This window comes from Nocardia sp. NPDC003183, assembly GCF_053590715.1.
Genome location: NZ_JBSFTG010000002.1, coordinates 168910 through 184911, shown reverse-complemented (window position 1 = coordinate 184911; position 16002 = coordinate 168910). Strand labels below are relative to the sequence as shown.

Here is a 16002-nt window from a genome sequence, read left to right as displayed (position 1 = left end):
CGAGGAGAATCGCATTGTCCGACATCGAATTCCGCGGTATCGACAAGACCTATCCGAACGGCACACACGCGGTCCGCGATCTGAACCTGCACATCGACTCGGGATCGTTCACCGTGTTCGTCGGTCCGTCCGGCTGCGGCAAGACCACCTCGATGCGCATGATCAATCGAATGGTCGACCCCAGCGCGGGCACCGTCACCGTCGACGGACGCGACATCGCGACGATCGATCCGGTGAAACTGCGCCTCGGTGTCGGCTATGTGATCCAGAGCGGCGGGCTGCTGCCCAACCGCCGGGTGATCGACAACGTGGCGACCGTGCCGATGCTGCTCGGACAGTCACGCAAGGCCGCCCGCGCGGCCGCACTGGAGGTGATGGACCGGGTCGGGCTGGATCGTGATCTGGCGCAGCGGTATCCGGCGCAACTGTCCGGCGGCCAGCAGCAGCGGGTCGGGGTGGCGCGAGCGCTGGCCGCCGACCCGCCGGTGCTGTTGATGGACGAGCCGTTCAGCGCGGTCGACCCGGTGGTGCGCGCGGAACTGCAATCGGAGATGCGGCGGCTGCAGTCCGAATTGCACAAGACGATCGTGTTCGTCACCCACGACATCGACGAGGCGATCACGCTCGGCGACAAGATCGCGGTGTTCGGGCTCGGCGGGGTTCTCCAGCAGTACGACACGCCGGAACATGTCCTGGCCCAGCCCGCCACGGATTTCGTCGCCGGGTTCGTCGGCAGGGACCGCGGGTATCGCGGACTGTCGTTCCGTAGCGCCGAAGCTGTTGCGCTGGCGCCGATTCGGATGATCGAGCCGGACGGCATCGCCGGATTACGGCTCACCCAGGGCGAATGGGCACTCGTCGTCGACGAGCTCGGCAAGCCGGGCGGCTGGATCGACGTCACCGGCGTCGAGCGGGTGCGGGCCGGAAAACCGCTGGACTCCAGTGTTTCCGCGGGCGGCTCGCTGTTCACCCCGACCGGCGACCTCCGGCAAGCCCTGGACGCGGCGATCTCCTCGCCCTCGGGAATCGGCGTCGCCGTCGACGAGGCGGGCGCCGTGCGCGGCGGGCTGCTCGCCACCGATGTGCTGACCCAACTCGCCGAACAGCGAGTAGCCGAAGACTCCCGACGCAATCAGGAGTTCTTCACCCAGGGCACCTCGTGAGATACCTGATCGACAACTTCGCCGACATCATGGCGATCACCCGCACCCACCTGGTGCTGGCACTTGTCCCCTTACTGCTCGGCCTGGTGATCGCGGTCCCGGTCGGCGCACTGGTGCACGGAAACCGCTGGGCCCGGCGGATCACCACCACGACGTCGAGCCTGGCCTACACCATCCCGTCGCTCGCGCTGTTCGTGATCATTCCGCCACTGGTCGGCATCTCGATGATCGACCCGCTCAATGTGATCATCGCGCTCACCGTGTATTCGACCGCGCTGCTGCTGATCGCGGTGCCGATGGCACTGGATACGGTACCCGACAGCGTGATCGATGCCGCCGACGCGATCGGGTTCGGCCGGATGCGGCGCACCGTCACCGTCGACATGCCGTTGGCGCTACCGGTTTTCACCGCTTCTCTGCGCGTCGTGGTGGTCACCAATATCGCCATGGTGTCGGTCGGCGCGCTGATCGGAGTCGGCGGGCTCGGGAAGCTGTTCACCCAGGGCTACCAGCGCGATTACCCCGACCAGATCGTCGCGGGCATCATCGTGACCCTGGTGCTCGCGCTGATCTTCGATCGGCTGGTGTTCCTGCTCGGCACCCTCGCAACCCCGTGGACCAGGGCAGACGCGCGCGTGAGCGGGGCCCGCTCGTGAACCTCTTCGTCGAAGCCTGGAACTATCTGAGCGACAGCGCGAACTGGGGCGGACCCACCGGCATCGAACATCGCCTGCTGCAACACCTGTGGTACAGCTTCCTCGCGGTGGCGCTGTCGGCGGTGATCGCGGTGCCGCTCGGGTCGATGATCGGGCACACGCGTCGCGGCAGTGCCGTGATGGTCGGCTTCGCCAATGCCATGCGGGCGCTGCCGACACTGGGTCTGCTCACCTTCCTGGTGCTCGGACTCGGGCTCGGGCTGATCCCGCCGCTGCTGGCGCTGATCACCGTCGGCATCCCACCGCTGCTGGCGGGGGCCTACGCGGGAATCGCGAATGTGCCCGCCGATGTGGTCGACGCCTCGCGGGCGATGGGGATGACCGAACGCCAGATCCTGTTCCGGGTCGAGGTGCCCAACGCGATGCCGGTACTGCTCGGCGGGTTGCGCAGCGCCACGCTGCAAGTCGTCGCCACGGCGACCATCGCGGCCTATGTCAACCTGGGCGGGCTCGGCCGCTACATCTTCGACGGCATCGGGCTCTACCGATACGACCTCGTCTTGGTCGGCGCGCTGCTGGTCGCGGTGCTGGCGCTGGTGCTCGACGGGCTGCTCGCGGTGGCGGTATGGGTGAGCACCCCGGGCACCGGCAGGCTCACCCGCGCGGGGACCGACCCCCGGATCTCAGTCGTCGCCGAGTAGCGCCCGCAGGTGCGGGTCGTCGGCCAGCACCTGCTGCATCCTGGCACGTTCCCGGGCACGCTGAGCGTTGGCGTGAATCCACTCCTGCGCCGCCTGCACCAGCGCCACATTCACCGAAACGCCCGCGGCCGCCGCGGCCTCCGCGAGCTGTTCGGCGACGTCATCGGGAAGCTGCACGGTGATGGTGGTCATCGTTCGATGATCCCAGATGACGCGACAGCGCCCCCGTTCCGTGGGAACGGGGGCGCTGTCCGGGAGAAACTAGGCGACGCCCTCGGCGCGCGCTGCTTCGGCGACGGCCTCGGCCACTGCCGGAGCCACGCGCGGATCGAGCGGGCTCGGGATGATCTTGTCCACAGCCAGCTCGTCGGCGACGACGCCGAAGATGGCGTTCGCGGCGGCGACCTTCATGCCCTCGGTGATCCGGCGGGCACCGGCGTCGAGCGCACCCTTGAACACGCCGGGGAAGGCGAGCACATTGTTGATCTGGTTCGGGAAGTCGCTGCGGCCCGTCGCCACGATCGCCACGTACTTGGCGGCCACGTCGGGGTGGATCTCCGGGTCCGGGTTGGACATGGCGAACACGATCGCCTCGGGCGCCATCGAGGCGATGAGCTCCTCGGGGATCGTGCCCGCGGACAAACCGAGGAACACATCGGCGCCGGCGAGCGCCTCGGCCGGACCACCGGTCAGGCCACGCGGGTTGGAGCGGGCGGCCAGGTCGGCCTTCACACCGTTGAGGCCGTCGCGACCGGCGCTGACGATGCCCTTCGAGTCGAGCACGACCACATCGGGGACGCCGGCGGCGATCAGGATGTTCGCGCACGCCACACCGGCCGCGCCGGCGCCGGAGACGACAACCTTCAGCCCGGACATGTCACGGCCCTGCACCGCGGCCGCGCCCTTGAGGGCGGCCAGCACCACGATGGCGGTGCCGTGCTGGTCGTCGTGCATGACCGGGCAGTCCAGCGCCTCGATCACGCGGCGCTCGATCTCGAAGCAGCGCGGGGCGGAGATGTCTTCCAGGTTCACCGCGCCGAAGCTCGGACGCAGGTGGATCAGCGTCTGGACGATCTCGTCGGGATCGGTGGTGTCGAGCACCAGCGGGATCGAGTTCAGGCCGGCGAACTTCTTGAACAGCGCCGCCTTGCCCTCCATCACGGGCAGCGAGGCCCGCGGGCCGATGTCGCCGAGGCCGAGCACGGCGGTGCCGTCGCTGACCACGACCACGAGCCGGTCGGTCCAGGTGTAGGTCTTGGTGAGCGCGGCGTCCTCGGCGATCGCCCGGCTGACCTGGGCGACACCGGGGGTGTAGGCGATGGACAGGTCGCGCTGGGTCTCGAGGGGGGCGCTGAGCTCGACAGACAGCTTTCCACCGAGGTGACCCGCGAAGATCTCCTCCTGGGTGATCGCAGCGAGGCTCGCTGCGTCATCGGCCTTGGGCGCCGCGGTGGCATTCGGTGCGTCAGTCACAGGTGACACGATTTCACTCCTGCTCGAGTCGGGCTCAACCGGGGGACGGTTACCGCCGGGTATATCGGAACTACGATTTTCTGGGACGCCGGATCGCTACGACACTGATGCGCTACGACGCTCATCGGGTGCGCGTCCGCACGCGTTTCACGGTGGCAACCGGTACACGTGGCGCGGCACTGATCCGCCGAGCGGAACCGGACGGGTGTGTCCGGGCGAGCAAAACGGGTCGACCAACGCTGCGACGGTGCGTCGCACGGCGGAAGGTCACCGATGTTTCCCCGAACCCGGCGGTGGCAAGGGAAGGGAATCCGCAACATTCTGCCAGCACGATGCGTCGATTGCCAAACCGCGTCATGTGTCGAGCGTAGCCGTGTCGAATTGCCGTGGCGTAAGCGAAAACTCGCAGCGCAGCGGGAACATCCGGTGAACTTTCACACCGTGGCGGGGGTGGCCGCGGTGAGCTCGCCACCGAGTGGCTCCGGCCATTCCTCCCGGCGCACCCACACGTCGTCGAGCCCGCCGCAGCGCAGCCGGACCAGCCAGTCCGAGTGCGCGGCGGGATGGTCGATGCGGCGGTGGATACCGCGGCTCTCGGTGCGCACGAGCGCGCTGTAGCCCGCCCACCGGGCGACGGCGAGCAGCGCAGCCGCCTGGCGAGCCCGCAGCTGCCCCACCCCGAGGCCACCCAGGTCGAACTGGGCGCCGGGCCACATCGCGTCCAGTTCGGCGATGCTGTCGCCGAGGCTGCCCGCGCTGCGCCGGTAGCTGCGGCGCAGCGGCAGCGTGTGCTCCTGCACCAGGCCGATCACCGACCGCGGGTCGATGTGGGCGTGCGGCCCGAGGCCCGCGCCCGGCACCGGACTCGCACTGCTCGCCCTTTCGTTGGCGACCGCGAACGCGGCGGCGCCCTGCCCCGCCCAGGTGCCCGAGGCCAGCGCCCAGGCCCCGTTGAGGCCGCCGCGGGCGCCGGCCGCTCCGGTGACGATCTGCCGGCCGGTCACATCGCCGGCACCGAACAGGCCGCGGATCGTCGTCGAGCAATCGGTATCGGCGAGGGCCAGCCCGCCGGCGCCACGGATCGTTCCCGCCAGTACCGCCCGCACGGGCACCCGGCCCGCGGCGTCGACCGCGCCGTGCCTGCTCAGCCAGTGCCGGACGGTGTCGGGCACCTCGCTCAACGCCGCGAAGACCCGCCGGCCGTCCGCGATGGCGGTGAGCGCCGCCGGGTACCGGTCGGGCAGTTCGGCGCCCGCTTCGTCGTAGAGGGCAGCGAAATGCACCGACAGCCCGGGCGCGACCGCCGGATGCGGATGGACTCGCGACAGCACCGGCGCCAGTCCGTAGGCACTGGAGAATTCCATCCCGCACAGTTCGGCGCCTGCCTCGGCCGCCATCAGCAGGCCCTCGCCGGTACTCACCTCGGTGCCCGCACCGCCGGACAGGAACGCGCAACCACCGGTGGCGACCACGACCGCGCCTGCCCGGATGACCCACGGCCGAAACTTGTTGTGGCGCTGGACCCCCGCCGCACCGACCACGGTGCCCGCCGGGTCGACCAGCAATTGCAGCGCCGGATGATGATCGAGGATGCGCACGCCCGCCTCCAGCGCGCCGCGCCGGAGCCGGCGCAGGTAGCTCGCGCCGTCGAAGTGCGCGTGGGCCGGGTCGCCGCTCGGATCGGGCACGCGATGGCGGGTGCCCGACCAGGTCTGCAATCGCCGGTGGGTCTCGTCGACCACGCGGTGCAGCCAGGCCCGATCCCCGAGCCCGCCGCCGGAGACGAACATCTCCTCGACCGCCTCCGCGCGGCCCGGACCGGGCGGAATATCCCAGAGCACGGTCGTGCCGTACACGGTGGGACCGCTGGAACCGCAGCGACTCTTGTCGACCAGCACCACCCGCGCGCCCGTCGCCGCGGCCGAGACAGCAGCCCAGAGCCCGGCGGGTCCACCGCCGAGGATCAAGACATCCGTTTCGATGCTGGTCACAAAGAGAAATATTCGGGCACAGTTCACCCGTCCGCAACCATTACGCGGCCGTCAACCCCACCATTGTGTCCAAAGCAATACACCGGCCGTGACCAAGACCGCCGCGGACCCGAACAGCGTGGCCACGCCGCGGCGCCGATCGGCGAAGACCTGCGCGACGACCACCACGACCGCGGCCACGAAATGCCACGCCAGCGATTCCGCGCCCGGCCCGGGAAAATCGCGGCGCGAGCCGATCACCGCCGCGCCGACGACCACGCACAAGAGCACGAGTACCCCACCCGCGACAACGCCGCTGACCGCACGCAACAGCGTCACGGGGCGATCACCGGCGTCCCGCTCGCCTTGTCGATGAGTGCTTCGTACTGATCGGGATCGGTGCCACACGCGCCGATCTCGATGGTCTTGTTGCTGCCGTGATAGTCCGACGAGCCGGTGCGCACCAGGCCCAGTTCTCGCGAAAGCCCGGTCAGTACAAGACGATCGGCTTCGCTGTGATCCGGGTGGTCGATCTCGAGCCCACCGAGGCCGAGCCCGGCCAGCTCCCTGATGTCGTCGAGCGCCAGCAGCCTGCCCCGCTTGCGTGCGCGAGCATGGGCGATCACGCTGACTCCGCCCGCGGCCGCGATCAGCCGCACGGCCCTCGGCAGCGGGGTGTCGGCCTTCTCGGCGTAGTACGGCCCGTGCGGCGCGAGCAGATCGACGAACGCGGCATTCACGCTCTCGACCACGCCCGCCGCGACCAGTGCCTGCGCCAGATGCGGCCTGCCCACCGCCGGACCCGCGGTCGCCATCACATCGACGGGATCGATCGGTAGTCCGTCGGCTGCCATCTTCTCGGCCATCGCCCGCACTCTGGCCACCCGCTCGCCGCGCAACCGCTCGCGCTCTTCGGCGAAACCGCGGTCGGTGGGGTCGAACAGATACGCCAGCAGGTGCACCGGCACGGGGTAGCCGTCCTCCCCCATGCCCGTGCACGACATCTCCATGCCACGCACCAGGGTGAGTCCCGAGGGGCGGGCAGCCTCGGCCTCCGCCCAGCCACCGGTGGTGTCGTGGTCGGTGATCGCGACGACGTCGAGGCCGGCCGCCGCGGCATGCCGCACCAGTTCGGCGGGGGTGTCGGTGCCGTCGGAGGCGGTGGAATGGGTATGCAGGTCGATGCGCACACCTCAGTCTTACAGTGCGGTGTCGGGTCCCGCGCGTTCCCGGGTGCGCGAGGACGGTGCCCGTAGGATCCACTCGGTGCCCTCATTTCCGCCGATGCCGTCGTTCCACGGGCCCCATCGCGCGACGAAAACTCCGCGACCGCAGGTCCCCGTACCGACGGCACGAGCGATCGTCGACTGCGGGGTCTACGTCGACGGCGAGCGGCAGCCGGGACATTTCACACCGCAACAGGCGCTGACCGCGGCGGAGAAGACCGATGCGGGATTCGTCTGGATCGGCCTGCACGACCCGGACGAGCGGCAGATGAACGACATCGCCTCGATCTTCGACCTGCACCCACTGGCGGTGGAGGACGCGGTGCAGGGCAGGCAACGCCCCAAGCTCGAGCGCTACGGCGACACCCTGTTCCTGGTGATGAGCACGGTCTGTTACGTCGAACACGACATCGACTCGACCAGCGAGATCGTGGAGACCGGCGACATCATGGTCTTCACCGGGCCGCGCTTCGCCGTCACGGTGCGCCACGGCGAGCACACCCACCTGTCCACTGTGCGCCACGAGCTCGAAAAGCAGCCCGAGCAGCTGAAATACGGGCCGACCGCAGTGTTGCACGCCGTCGCCGACCACATCGTCGACACCTACGTCGATGTCACCGAGTCCGTCGGCGTCGACATCGACGAAATGGAAGAGGCGGTGTTCACGCCCGCCTCGAAGATCGGCATCGGCTCGATCTACCAGCTCAAACGCGAAGTGGTGGAATTGCGAAGGGCGGTCGCGCCGCTGGCGGTTCCGCTGGAGCGGCTGGTGAACAACACCGACTTACCGGTGCCGACCGAGATCCGGCGCTATCTGCGCGACGTGGCCGATCACCAGGCCAGCGTCTCCGATCACATCAGCTACTTCGACGAGGCGCTCAGCGGGTTGGTCAATGCCGCGCTGGCCAAGATCAGCGTTCAGCAGAACACCGACATGCGCAAGATCTCGGCCTATGCCGCGATGGCGGCGGTACCGACAATGATCGCGGGCGTTTACGGCATGAACTTCGACCACATGTGGGAGCTGCACCAGGTGTGGGGCTATCCCGTGGTGCTGATCGTGATGGCGGTGCTGTGCGCGGTGCTGTTCCGCAGCTTCCGCCGCAACGGCTGGCTCTAGAGGTTCACCGCACCGCGCTCGGGATCACGCACGTCGATCCCGGCTTCGGCCCAGGCGTCGCGCAATGCCTGGGCGCCACGCACGCGCACCCAGGCGGCCTCGGTCGCGGTCACCGGGGTGACGCTGAGGTAGCGCACCGGGTCGGCCGGGTCCGGCAGCGCGATCGCGGGAATATCGCTCTCGCCGAGCACGACCGCGGTGAACTTCGCGTTGCGCCACAGCGGTTCTCCGAGATCGAGTAGCGCGTCGGCCTGCAGCACAACGCCTTCCACCGCGGGCGAGGCGACCAGCACACCGAGGGATTTGGCCACCCCGACCTGCGGGTCGGCGCTCATCAGCAGCGTCAGGACCAGTTCCGCGCGCGGTCCGCGCACCGGGTCGGCCAGCAGATCGGTCGGATCACCCATCGGATGACGGGAACCGCCCAGCGTCGCGTAGTGGACCGCGCCGTCGCCCGGAATACGCAGGATCTCGACGGGTTCCAGCCCGAGGAAGGTCAGCGACGCCGAATCGACCTGTGCGCGTTCGACATCGAAGTGGTCCAGCACCGCGGCGCGGACCGTGTTCTCCACATCCATCGCGCTACAGGGCCAATCGGGCGAGCATGTCGCGGGCTTGTTCGGCGGACTTCGGATCGCACAGCACGTCGTAACGGCCCGCGACCAGCTGCATGGTCGAGGCGAAGTCGCGCTGACCCTTGGTGGCCGCGTACGGGATCGACGTGGTGATGACGCCGAAGACGATGCCGCCGAGCAGACCGACGACGAGCGGGCCGAGCGCACCGCCGGTGGTGGTGAACAGGCTCAGCAACAGACCGAGGAACAGGCCGAGCCAGGCACCCGACACCACGCCGCCGCCGATGACCTTGCCCCACGTGAGCCGGTACAGCACCCGTTCCACCTGCATCAGATCGACACCGACGATGGTCACGTCCTGCACCGGGAACTGCCCGTCGGCCAGGTAGTCGACCGCACGCTGCGCCTCGGCGTAGGTCGGATACGAGCCGACCGGCCAGCCCGACGGCGGCGTCGGCAACGCCTGCCGCCCGCGATTCGAGTTGCCCAAGGGATTCGTCATAGTCCTATTCTGCTATTCGTCGACCGACTGTGCCGCAGTGAAACGCGCCATTCCACCCCCGCGGGATCAAGCGCCGGTTCTCGCCATCCCCGCGGCGCGCCCCTTGTCGGCGACAACCTGTGCCATCTTGGCGCTCGCTTCGTCGATCATCTCATCCCCCAACATGACAGCGCCACGCGCGCCACCGGCCTCGGAGGTGTGGAAGGCGTAGGTCTCCAAGATCAACTCGGCGCGGTCGTAGTCGGCCTGACGTGGACTGAAGATCTCGTTGGCCGCGTCCACCTGGCCGGGATGCAGTACCCACTTGCCGTCGAAACCCAGCGCGGCCGTGCGAGCAGCGGCCCGGCGGAAGCCGTCGACATCGCGAATCTGCAGGTAGGGACCGTCGATCGCCTGCAGCCCGTGCGCGCGGGCGGCGAGCAGGATCGTCATCAGGATGTGGTGGTAGGCGTCGCCGACGTCGTAGCCTTCCGGCTGCTCGCCCACCACCAACGTGCGCATATTGATACTGGCCATGAAATCGGCGGGCCCGAACACCAGCGTCTGCACGCGCGGGCTCGCGGTGGCGATGGCATCGATATTGCGCAGTCCGAGCGCGTTCTCGATCTGCGGTTCGATGCCGATCCGGCCGACCTCGAGGCCGCTGGCCTTCTCCACCTGGGTGAGCAGCAGATCGAGCGCCTGCACCTGACCCGCGTCGGTGACCTTGGGCAACAGGATCGCGTCGAGCCAGCTGCCCGCGCCCTCGACCACGCTGATCACATCGGCGAAGGTCCATTCGGTGGACCAGTCGTTGACCCGCACCACCCGCAACTGCGAACCCCAGCCCGGTTCGTTCAGGGCCGCGACGATATTCGCCCGCGCGGCCGCCTTGGCGCCGGGGGCGACCGCGTCCTCCAGATCGAGGAACACCTCGTCGACCGGCAGCGTCTTCGCCTTCGCGATCATTTTCGGGTTGCTACCCGGCACTGCGAGCACCGAACGACGTGGCTTCATGAGGAGTGCCTCCTGACTGGTGCGGCCGTCCCCGACCGATAGCCTGATGGTCATGGCAACCACCAGGGTGTATGTCGCCCGGCTCGCCGGCCTGACGGTGCTGGGTCCGGACGGGGAGTCTATCGGCCGGGTCCGCGATGTGGTCGTCGCCGTCCGGCACGGACGCCAGCCGCCGCGTGTGCACGGACTCGTCGTCGAATTGCTCACCCGGCGACGCATTTTCGTGCCGATGCTGCGGGTCACCGCGATCGAACCCGGCATGGTCACCCTCAATACCGGGACCGTCAGCCTGCGCCGCTTCGCCCAGCGCCCCGGCGAACGCCTGGCCATGGCCCAGATCCTCGATTCGCCGGTACGCGTGAACGACCCGGATCTGCCGGACCTGGCCGATATCGACGTGCTCGTCGCCGACCTCGGGATCGAGCAGACCAGGACAAGGGATTGGATCGTCAGCCGGGTCGCGGTACGCGGGCATCGGCGGATCGGGCGCAGGCGCTCGGTGCACGTGGTCGAGTGGTCGCAGGTCGACGGGCTCACCCCGGCCGAGGTGGACCGGCCCGGCCAGGACGTGACCACCCTGCTCACCCAGTTCGAGGGGCTGCGCGCGGCCGACGTCGCGCACCGGTTGCGTGAGCTGCCGGAGAAACGTCGCATCGAGGTGGCGATCGCTCTCGACGACGAACGCCTCGCCGACGTGGTCCAGGAACTGCCCGACGACGACCAGGTCGACCTGCTCGGCCATCTCGAGGTGCGCCGCGCCGCCGACGTGCTCGAGGCGATGGACCCCGACGACGCCGCCGACCTGCTCGGCGAACTGCCCGAAAGCGAAGCCGAATCGCTGCTGGCCCTGATGGATCCCGAGGAATCCGAACCGGTGCGCCGGCTGCTCGCGCACTCCCCCGACACGGCGGGCGGTCTGATGACGCCGAAACCGGTCGTCCTCGGGCCCGCGACGACCGTCGCCGAAGCGCTGGCCCGGGTCCGCGACCCCGACCTCACGCCCGCGCTGGCCTCGATGGCCTTCGTCGTGCGACCACCCACGGCTACGCCGACCGGCCGCTACCTGGGCTGTGTGCACATTCAGCAGCTGCTGCGGGAACCGCCCGCGCACCTGGTGGGCGGGATCGTCGACAGTGACCTGGCGCCGCTGTCACCCGACCTGCCGCTCTCGGCGGTGACCCGCTATTTCGCCACCTACAACCTGGTATGCGGGCCGGTGGTCGACGCGGAGAACCATCTGCTCGGCGCGGTGACCGTCGACGACGTCCTCGATCATCTGCTGCCCGAGGATTGGCGCGAAGAAGAGCCTCCGGCGCTGCAGCAGGTCGAGGCGAGCGGGAGCACGGCATGAGTGAGAAGAATCCGGCGCGGCAACGCTTGGAGACGCCGGTCGGGTCGCGCTTCCGCTTCGACTGGGATTCGGACGCGTTCGCGCAGGCCAGTGAGCGCGTCGCCCGGTTCCTCGGCACCGGGCGCTATCTCGCGATCCAGACGGTGATCGTGATCGTGTGGATCCTGCTCAATGTGTTCGCGGTGGCGCTGCGCTGGGATCCGTACCCGTTCATCCTGCTCAACCTGGCCTTCTCCACCCAGGCCGCCTATGCGGCGCCGCTGATCCTGCTGGCGCAGAACCGGCAGGACAACAGGGACAAGGTCTCGCTCGAAGAGGACCGGACCCGGGCCGCGCAGACCAAGGCCGATACCGAGTTCCTCGCCCGCGAACTCGCCTCGCTGCGGCTGGCGGTGGGCGAGGTCGCCACCCGCGACTACCTGCGGCGTGAACTGGAGGAGATCAAGGACGTGCTCGACCGCATCGATGCGGTCACCACGCCCGACGGCGCGCCGAAGCCGGACAAAAAGCGAAAAGCGGTCCGCAAGAAAACCTCCGGTCAAACGGCCTCTTCCGCCCCGATTTCGCCTGGTGCTCCAGATGTATGACCGGAAATGCTCAACAACTTCCTGACCGGTAGGTAACCTGGATCACGTTGTTCCGGGTGGGCCGGAGGGGGACTCTGCGGCCTGCCGCTTTTCGACGAAAAGGGTGTGGCCGTGCGAATTTCTGCTCCGATAACGATGTCGGCCCTTGTAGTCGCAGGTCTGGTCGCCTCCGGGTCCGGGGTGCACACCAGCGACCCGAGCACCGCGCCGACCGCACCGGAGGCCCTGCTGGCGGCCACGGCGAGCACCGCCGAGGACACACCCGAAACCGATCCGTCCGAGATCGTCGGCCTGCTGCCGGTCGCGCAAGAGGCGCCGCGCCGGTTGCGCGCGCTCAACGCCAACACCGCCGCACCCTTCGCGGGAACCGTTCCACTGCAAAGCATTTCGCTGCCAACGGGCAGCGGCGCGCTCGGCATCCCGGAGATCGTGCTCGCCGCCTACCGCAACGCCGAGCTGGCCATGGAATCCGCGCAGCCGGGCTGCGGGCTCACCTGGAACCTGCTCGCGGGCATCGGCCGGATCGAATCCGGACACGCCAGCAGTGGCCGCACCGACGCCGCCGGTACGACGACGACGCCGATCTTCGGCCCCGCGCTCGACGGCACCCTGCCCGGCAACGAGGTGATCAAGGAAGCCGACGGCGGTTTCGTGCGAGCCCTCGGGCCGATGCAGTTCCTGCCGAGCACCTGGGCGCACTACGCCGCCGACGGCAACGGCGACGGCGCCTCGGACCCGCACAATGTCTTCGACGCGGCGCTGGCCGCGGGCAAGTACCTCTGCTCGGGCGGCATGAACCTGCGCGAGGCGGCCCAGGAGTTGCGGGCGGTGCTGCGCTACAACAACTCGATGTCCTACGCGGCCAACGTGCTGAGCTGGTCGGCGGCATACCGGACCGGCGGCGCGCCGAGTCAGGTGGCCATCTCGCCGGAGATCATCCCGCCGGGCAGCGGTCCGCTGGTGGCGCCCAATGTGCTGGCGGCCTCGACCAACACGCCCACGCCCACCACCACGCCCACCCCGACGACGCCCAAGGTCACCACGCCCACACAGGTGATGATCACGCTCCCCGGTCTGCCACCGATCCCCTGCGGGATCTTCTGCCCGGCGCCGGTCGCACCGCCCGAGACGTGCGTGAGCGAGCCGCTGCCCGCGCAGATGCCGAACCCGCTCGCACCCGAGCCGCAGCCCGCCGACAAGCCCGCCGAGCAGACCTACGGCGCTGCGGCGCCGAAGGATCCGGCCGCACCCGAGCAGCCGGTGGTCGAGCCCGCCGCGTGTACCCCGGCGACGGTCGCACCCCCGGAGACCCCGGCACCCACCACACCGGAGAAGACACCGGAACCGGGTGTCGCCCCGGCCGAGGAGCCCGCACCCGCCGAGCCCGCGCCGGTGGCGCCCACCCAGCAGCCCGGCATCACGCTGCCGTTCGGCATCGTCATCCCGCTGCCGCCCGCCCCCGCACCAGCCCCGTAGAAATCAAACCGAAATACAGATCACGGAGGGGTAACAAAAAGGTCTCGGGTGCGGTAATCTCTTCTCATCCAACACGGTTGAGGAGGGCACCACACAGTGGGTCGTCATCGGAAACAGCCTGCTACGACAGTTCGCCGTAGCTCGCTCATCGCACTGACCGGATTGGTCCCCGCTGGACTGGTAGCCGTGACAGCGGCCGCCACCGAGGCGACCACGGCAACCAACGCAGCTGTCGAGCACGACCTGCTGCCCGGCGCCGAGCCGGAGGCTACGGCCGATCTGGTCTCGTCGCCCCAGGCCGACATCGCCGAGATCGTCCACGCGGAAGCGCGCCAGTCCCCCTCGGCCGCACCGGTCGTGAAAACCGTTGCACTGCCGGATGATCGCGCGTCCGCCGATCTGCCCGCGGGTCCGCTCGGTATTCCGGGCATCGCCGTTGCCGCCTACCAGACCGCCGAACAGCAACTGGCCGTGGAGAACCCGCACTGCGGGATGTCCTGGTCGCTGCTGGCCGGCATCGGCCGCGTCGAATCCACCCACGCCTACGGCAAGGCCGACGCGCAGGGTAACCCGATCAAGGCGGTCTACGGGCCCGTCCTCGACGGCAGCCTCTCCGGCAACAATGTCATCCACGACACCGACGGCGGCGACCTCGACGGCCTCGGCGGCTACGACCGCGCCATCGGCCCGATGCAGTTCCTGCCCGAGACCTGGCACCGCTACGCCGCCGACGGCAACGCCGACGGCATCGCCGACCCCCAGAACCTCTTCGACGCGGCCCTCACCGCGGGTCGCTACCTGTGCGACGGCGGCCTGAACATGCGCGACCTCTCCCAGCAGTCGAAGGCGATCCTGCGCTACAACAACTCGATGGCCTACGTCGCCAACGTGATGGCCTGGTCGGGTTCCTACTCCAGCGGCCTCGCCCCCAAGCCCCAGGACCTCCCCCGAATCCACTAGGAAGCGGGCCTACCGGCCAGCGACTGTCGTCCCCGGATCGTCGACCGATCCGGGGACGCATAACATCGGGGGTATGTCAGTGATTACGGAAGCGGATGTGCGGGCGGCGCTCGCGAAGGTCGACGACCCGGAGATCCGCAAACCGATCACCGAGTTGGGGATGGTCAAGTCCATCGCCATCGCCGACAGCGGTGACGTGCACATCGAGATCTACCTGACCACCTCCGGGTGCCCGTTGCGGACCGAGATCGTTCAGCGGGTCACCAAGGCCGTCGCGGATGTCAACGGCGCGGGGGCGGTGACCGTCGATCTCGATGTGATGAGCGATGAGCAGCGCACCGAGCTGCGCAAGTCCCTGCGTGGCGATTCGGCCGAGCCGATCATCCCGTTCGCCCAGCCCGGCTCGCTGACCCGCGTCTACGCGGTGGCTTCCGGTAAGGGCGGCGTCGGCAAGTCCAGCGTCACCGCCAACCTCGCCGTGGCGCTGGCCCAGCGCGGACTGTCGGTCGGTGTGCTCGACGCCGATATCTACGGCCACTCCATCCCGCGCATGCTCGGCTCCGACGCCAAGCCCACCCAGGTCGAGCGGATGATCATGCCGCCGGTGGCGCACGACGTGAAGATGATCTCGATCGCGCAGTTCACCCAGGGCAACACCCCCGTGGTGTGGCGTGGTCCGATGCTGCACCGCGCGTTGCAGCAGTTCCTCGCCGACGTGTTCTGGGGCGACCTGGACGTGCTGCTGCTCGACCTGCCGCCCGGCACCGGCGACGTCGCGATCTCCCTCGCCCAGCTCATCCCGAGCGCCGAGATCCTGGTCGTCACCACCCCGCAGATCGCCGCCGCCGAGGTGGCCGAGCGTGCGGGTGCGATCGCCCTGCAGACCCGCCAGCGCATCGCCGGGGTCGTGGAGAACATGTCCTGGCTCGACCTGCCGGATGGTTCACGCATGGAGCTGTACGGCTCCGGCGGCGGCCAGGTCGTCGCCGACCGCCTCACCCGCGCCGTCGGCTCGAATGTGCCGCTGCTCGGCCAGGTCCCGATCGAGCAGGCCCTGCGCGAAGGCGGCGACGACGGCAACCCGATCGTGCTCTCCGACCCGGCGAACCCCGCCGCCGTCGCCCTGCTCGGTATCGCCGACAAACTCGCCGTCCGCAAGCGCGGCCTGGCAGGCATGTCACTGGGAATCGATACCACCCGTCATCTCTGATTCGGGACTTGTCAGTGGCGTTGCCTAGGCTGGCTT

The 16002-nt window shown here is 69.1% G+C and carries 17 protein-coding genes; 9 read left to right on the top strand and 8 right to left on the bottom strand.

The window, feature by feature from the left end:
• Positions 1–14: 14 nt before the first annotated feature.
• The 3 genes from ACWDXS_RS08705 to ACWDXS_RS08695 are packed head-to-tail and all read left to right on the top strand — an operon-like array spanning position 15 to position 2520.
• Positions 15–1163: an ABC transporter ATP-binding protein gene (locus tag ACWDXS_RS08705; RefSeq protein WP_449963734.1), complete on the top strand. Its 1149-nt coding sequence runs from the start codon at positions 15–17 to the stop codon at positions 1161–1163.
• Positions 1160–1819, top strand: coding sequence for an ABC transporter permease (locus ACWDXS_RS08700; RefSeq protein WP_378993400.1), 660 nt, complete (start codon positions 1160–1162; stop codon positions 1817–1819). Before ACWDXS_RS08705 ends, ACWDXS_RS08700 begins: the two co-directional genes overlap by 4 nt.
• Positions 1816–2520 (top strand): ABC transporter permease, encoded by a 705-nt coding sequence (locus tag ACWDXS_RS08695; protein ID WP_449963730.1) that lies wholly within the window; start codon positions 1816–1818, stop codon positions 2518–2520. The genes ACWDXS_RS08700 and ACWDXS_RS08695 overlap by 4 nt, the downstream gene beginning before the upstream one ends.
• Here the strand turns inward: ACWDXS_RS08695 and ACWDXS_RS08690 are convergent.
• The 5 genes from ACWDXS_RS08690 to ACWDXS_RS08670 all read right to left on the bottom strand — a co-directional run bounded on the left by ACWDXS_RS08690 (position 2503) and on the right by ACWDXS_RS08670 (position 7153).
• Complete coding sequence (locus tag ACWDXS_RS08690) at positions 2503–2712, bottom strand: ribbon-helix-helix protein, CopG family (RefSeq protein ID WP_449963727.1); 210 nt, start codon at positions 2710–2712, stop codon at positions 2503–2505. The genes ACWDXS_RS08695 and ACWDXS_RS08690 overlap by 18 nt on opposite strands.
• Before the next feature lie 69 nt (positions 2713–2781).
• The gene (locus tag ACWDXS_RS08685; protein WP_378993394.1) at positions 2782–4002 is read right to left on the bottom strand and encodes an NAD(P)-dependent malic enzyme; all 1221 of its coding nucleotides are present in this window, start codon (positions 4000–4002) and stop codon (positions 2782–2784) included.
• A gap of 425 nt (positions 4003–4427) precedes the next feature.
• Complete coding sequence (locus tag ACWDXS_RS08680; RefSeq protein ID WP_378993392.1) at positions 4428–5984, bottom strand: FAD-binding protein; 1557 nt, start codon at positions 5982–5984, stop codon at positions 4428–4430.
• A gap of 51 nt (positions 5985–6035) precedes the next feature.
• Positions 6036–6302: a hypothetical protein gene (locus tag ACWDXS_RS08675; protein ID WP_378993391.1), complete on the bottom strand. Its 267-nt coding sequence runs from the start codon at positions 6300–6302 to the stop codon at positions 6036–6038.
• Positions 6299–7153, bottom strand: coding sequence for a PHP domain-containing protein (locus ACWDXS_RS08670; RefSeq protein WP_378638284.1), 855 nt, complete (start codon positions 7151–7153; stop codon positions 6299–6301). Before ACWDXS_RS08670 ends, ACWDXS_RS08675 begins: the two co-directional genes overlap by 4 nt.
• 67 nt (positions 7154–7220) lie before the next feature.
• Between ACWDXS_RS08670 and ACWDXS_RS08665 the strand changes: the two genes are divergently transcribed.
• Positions 7221–8309, top strand: a complete 1089-nt coding sequence (locus ACWDXS_RS08665) for a magnesium and cobalt transport protein CorA (protein ID WP_449964725.1) — start codon at positions 7221–7223, stop codon at positions 8307–8309.
• Here the strand turns inward: ACWDXS_RS08665 and ACWDXS_RS08660 are convergent.
• From ACWDXS_RS08660 to ACWDXS_RS08650, 3 genes are all read right to left on the bottom strand, one after another.
• On the bottom strand, positions 8306–8887 hold the full coding sequence (locus ACWDXS_RS08660; protein WP_378993390.1) for a suppressor of fused domain protein: 582 nt from the start codon (positions 8885–8887) through the stop codon (positions 8306–8308). The genes ACWDXS_RS08665 and ACWDXS_RS08660 overlap by 4 nt on opposite strands.
• A 4-nt stretch (positions 8888–8891) precedes the next feature.
• Positions 8892–9386: a general stress protein gene (locus ACWDXS_RS08655; protein WP_056813349.1), complete on the bottom strand. Its 495-nt coding sequence runs from the start codon at positions 9384–9386 to the stop codon at positions 8892–8894.
• Between the two features lie 66 nt (positions 9387–9452).
• Positions 9453–10382: an HpcH/HpaI aldolase/citrate lyase family protein gene (locus ACWDXS_RS08650; protein ID WP_449963718.1), complete on the bottom strand. Its 930-nt coding sequence runs from the start codon at positions 10380–10382 to the stop codon at positions 9453–9455.
• 52 nt (positions 10383–10434) lie between these two features.
• Between ACWDXS_RS08650 and ACWDXS_RS08645 the strand changes: the two genes are divergently transcribed.
• The 5 genes from ACWDXS_RS08645 to ACWDXS_RS08625 all read left to right on the top strand — a co-directional run bounded on the left by ACWDXS_RS08645 (position 10435) and on the right by ACWDXS_RS08625 (position 15966).
• Positions 10435–11733 carry a magnesium transporter MgtE N-terminal domain-containing protein gene (locus ACWDXS_RS08645; protein WP_378993386.1) on the top strand — a complete coding sequence of 433 codons (1299 nt, stop codon included), beginning with the start codon at positions 10435–10437 and terminating at the stop codon, positions 11731–11733.
• The gene (locus ACWDXS_RS08640; protein ID WP_378993385.1) at positions 11730–12320 is read left to right on the top strand and encodes a DUF1003 domain-containing protein; all 591 of its coding nucleotides are present in this window, start codon (positions 11730–11732) and stop codon (positions 12318–12320) included. Before ACWDXS_RS08645 ends, ACWDXS_RS08640 begins: the two co-directional genes overlap by 4 nt.
• Before the next feature lie 111 nt (positions 12321–12431).
• A complete protein-coding gene (locus ACWDXS_RS08635) occupies positions 12432–13796 on the top strand; it encodes a lytic transglycosylase domain-containing protein (protein ID WP_449963713.1) in 1365 nt (454 codons plus the stop codon).
• Between the two features lie 96 nt (positions 13797–13892).
• On the top strand, positions 13893–14756 hold the full coding sequence (locus ACWDXS_RS08630) for a lytic transglycosylase domain-containing protein (protein WP_378993381.1): 864 nt from the start codon (positions 13893–13895) through the stop codon (positions 14754–14756).
• A 73-nt stretch (positions 14757–14829) separates the two neighbouring features.
• Complete coding sequence (locus ACWDXS_RS08625) at positions 14830–15966, top strand: Mrp/NBP35 family ATP-binding protein (protein ID WP_378993380.1); 1137 nt, start codon at positions 14830–14832, stop codon at positions 15964–15966.
• Positions 15967–16002: the final 36 nt, after the last annotated feature.

Coding starts and splice junctions, on each gene's coding strand:
- ACWDXS_RS08690 (WP_449963727.1), bottom strand. CDS start 2,712: ATGACCACCATCACCGTGCAGCTTCCCGATGACGTCGCCGAACAGCTC.
- ACWDXS_RS08660 (WP_378993390.1), bottom strand. CDS start 8,887: ATGGATGTGGAGAACACGGTCCGCGCCGCGGTGCTGGACCACTTCGAT.
- ACWDXS_RS08655 (WP_056813349.1), bottom strand. CDS start 9,386: ATGACGAATCCCTTGGGCAACTCGAATCGCGGGCGGCAGGCGTTGCCG.
- ACWDXS_RS08650 (WP_449963718.1), bottom strand. CDS start 10,382: ATGAAGCCACGTCGTTCGGTGCTCGCAGTGCCGGGTAGCAACCCGAAA.
- ACWDXS_RS08645 (WP_378993386.1), top strand. CDS start 10,435: ATGGCAACCACCAGGGTGTATGTCGCCCGGCTCGCCGGCCTGACGGTG.
- ACWDXS_RS08640 (WP_378993385.1), top strand. CDS start 11,730: ATGAGTGAGAAGAATCCGGCGCGGCAACGCTTGGAGACGCCGGTCGGG.
- ACWDXS_RS08625 (WP_378993380.1), top strand. CDS start 14,830: ATGTCAGTGATTACGGAAGCGGATGTGCGGGCGGCGCTCGCGAAGGTC.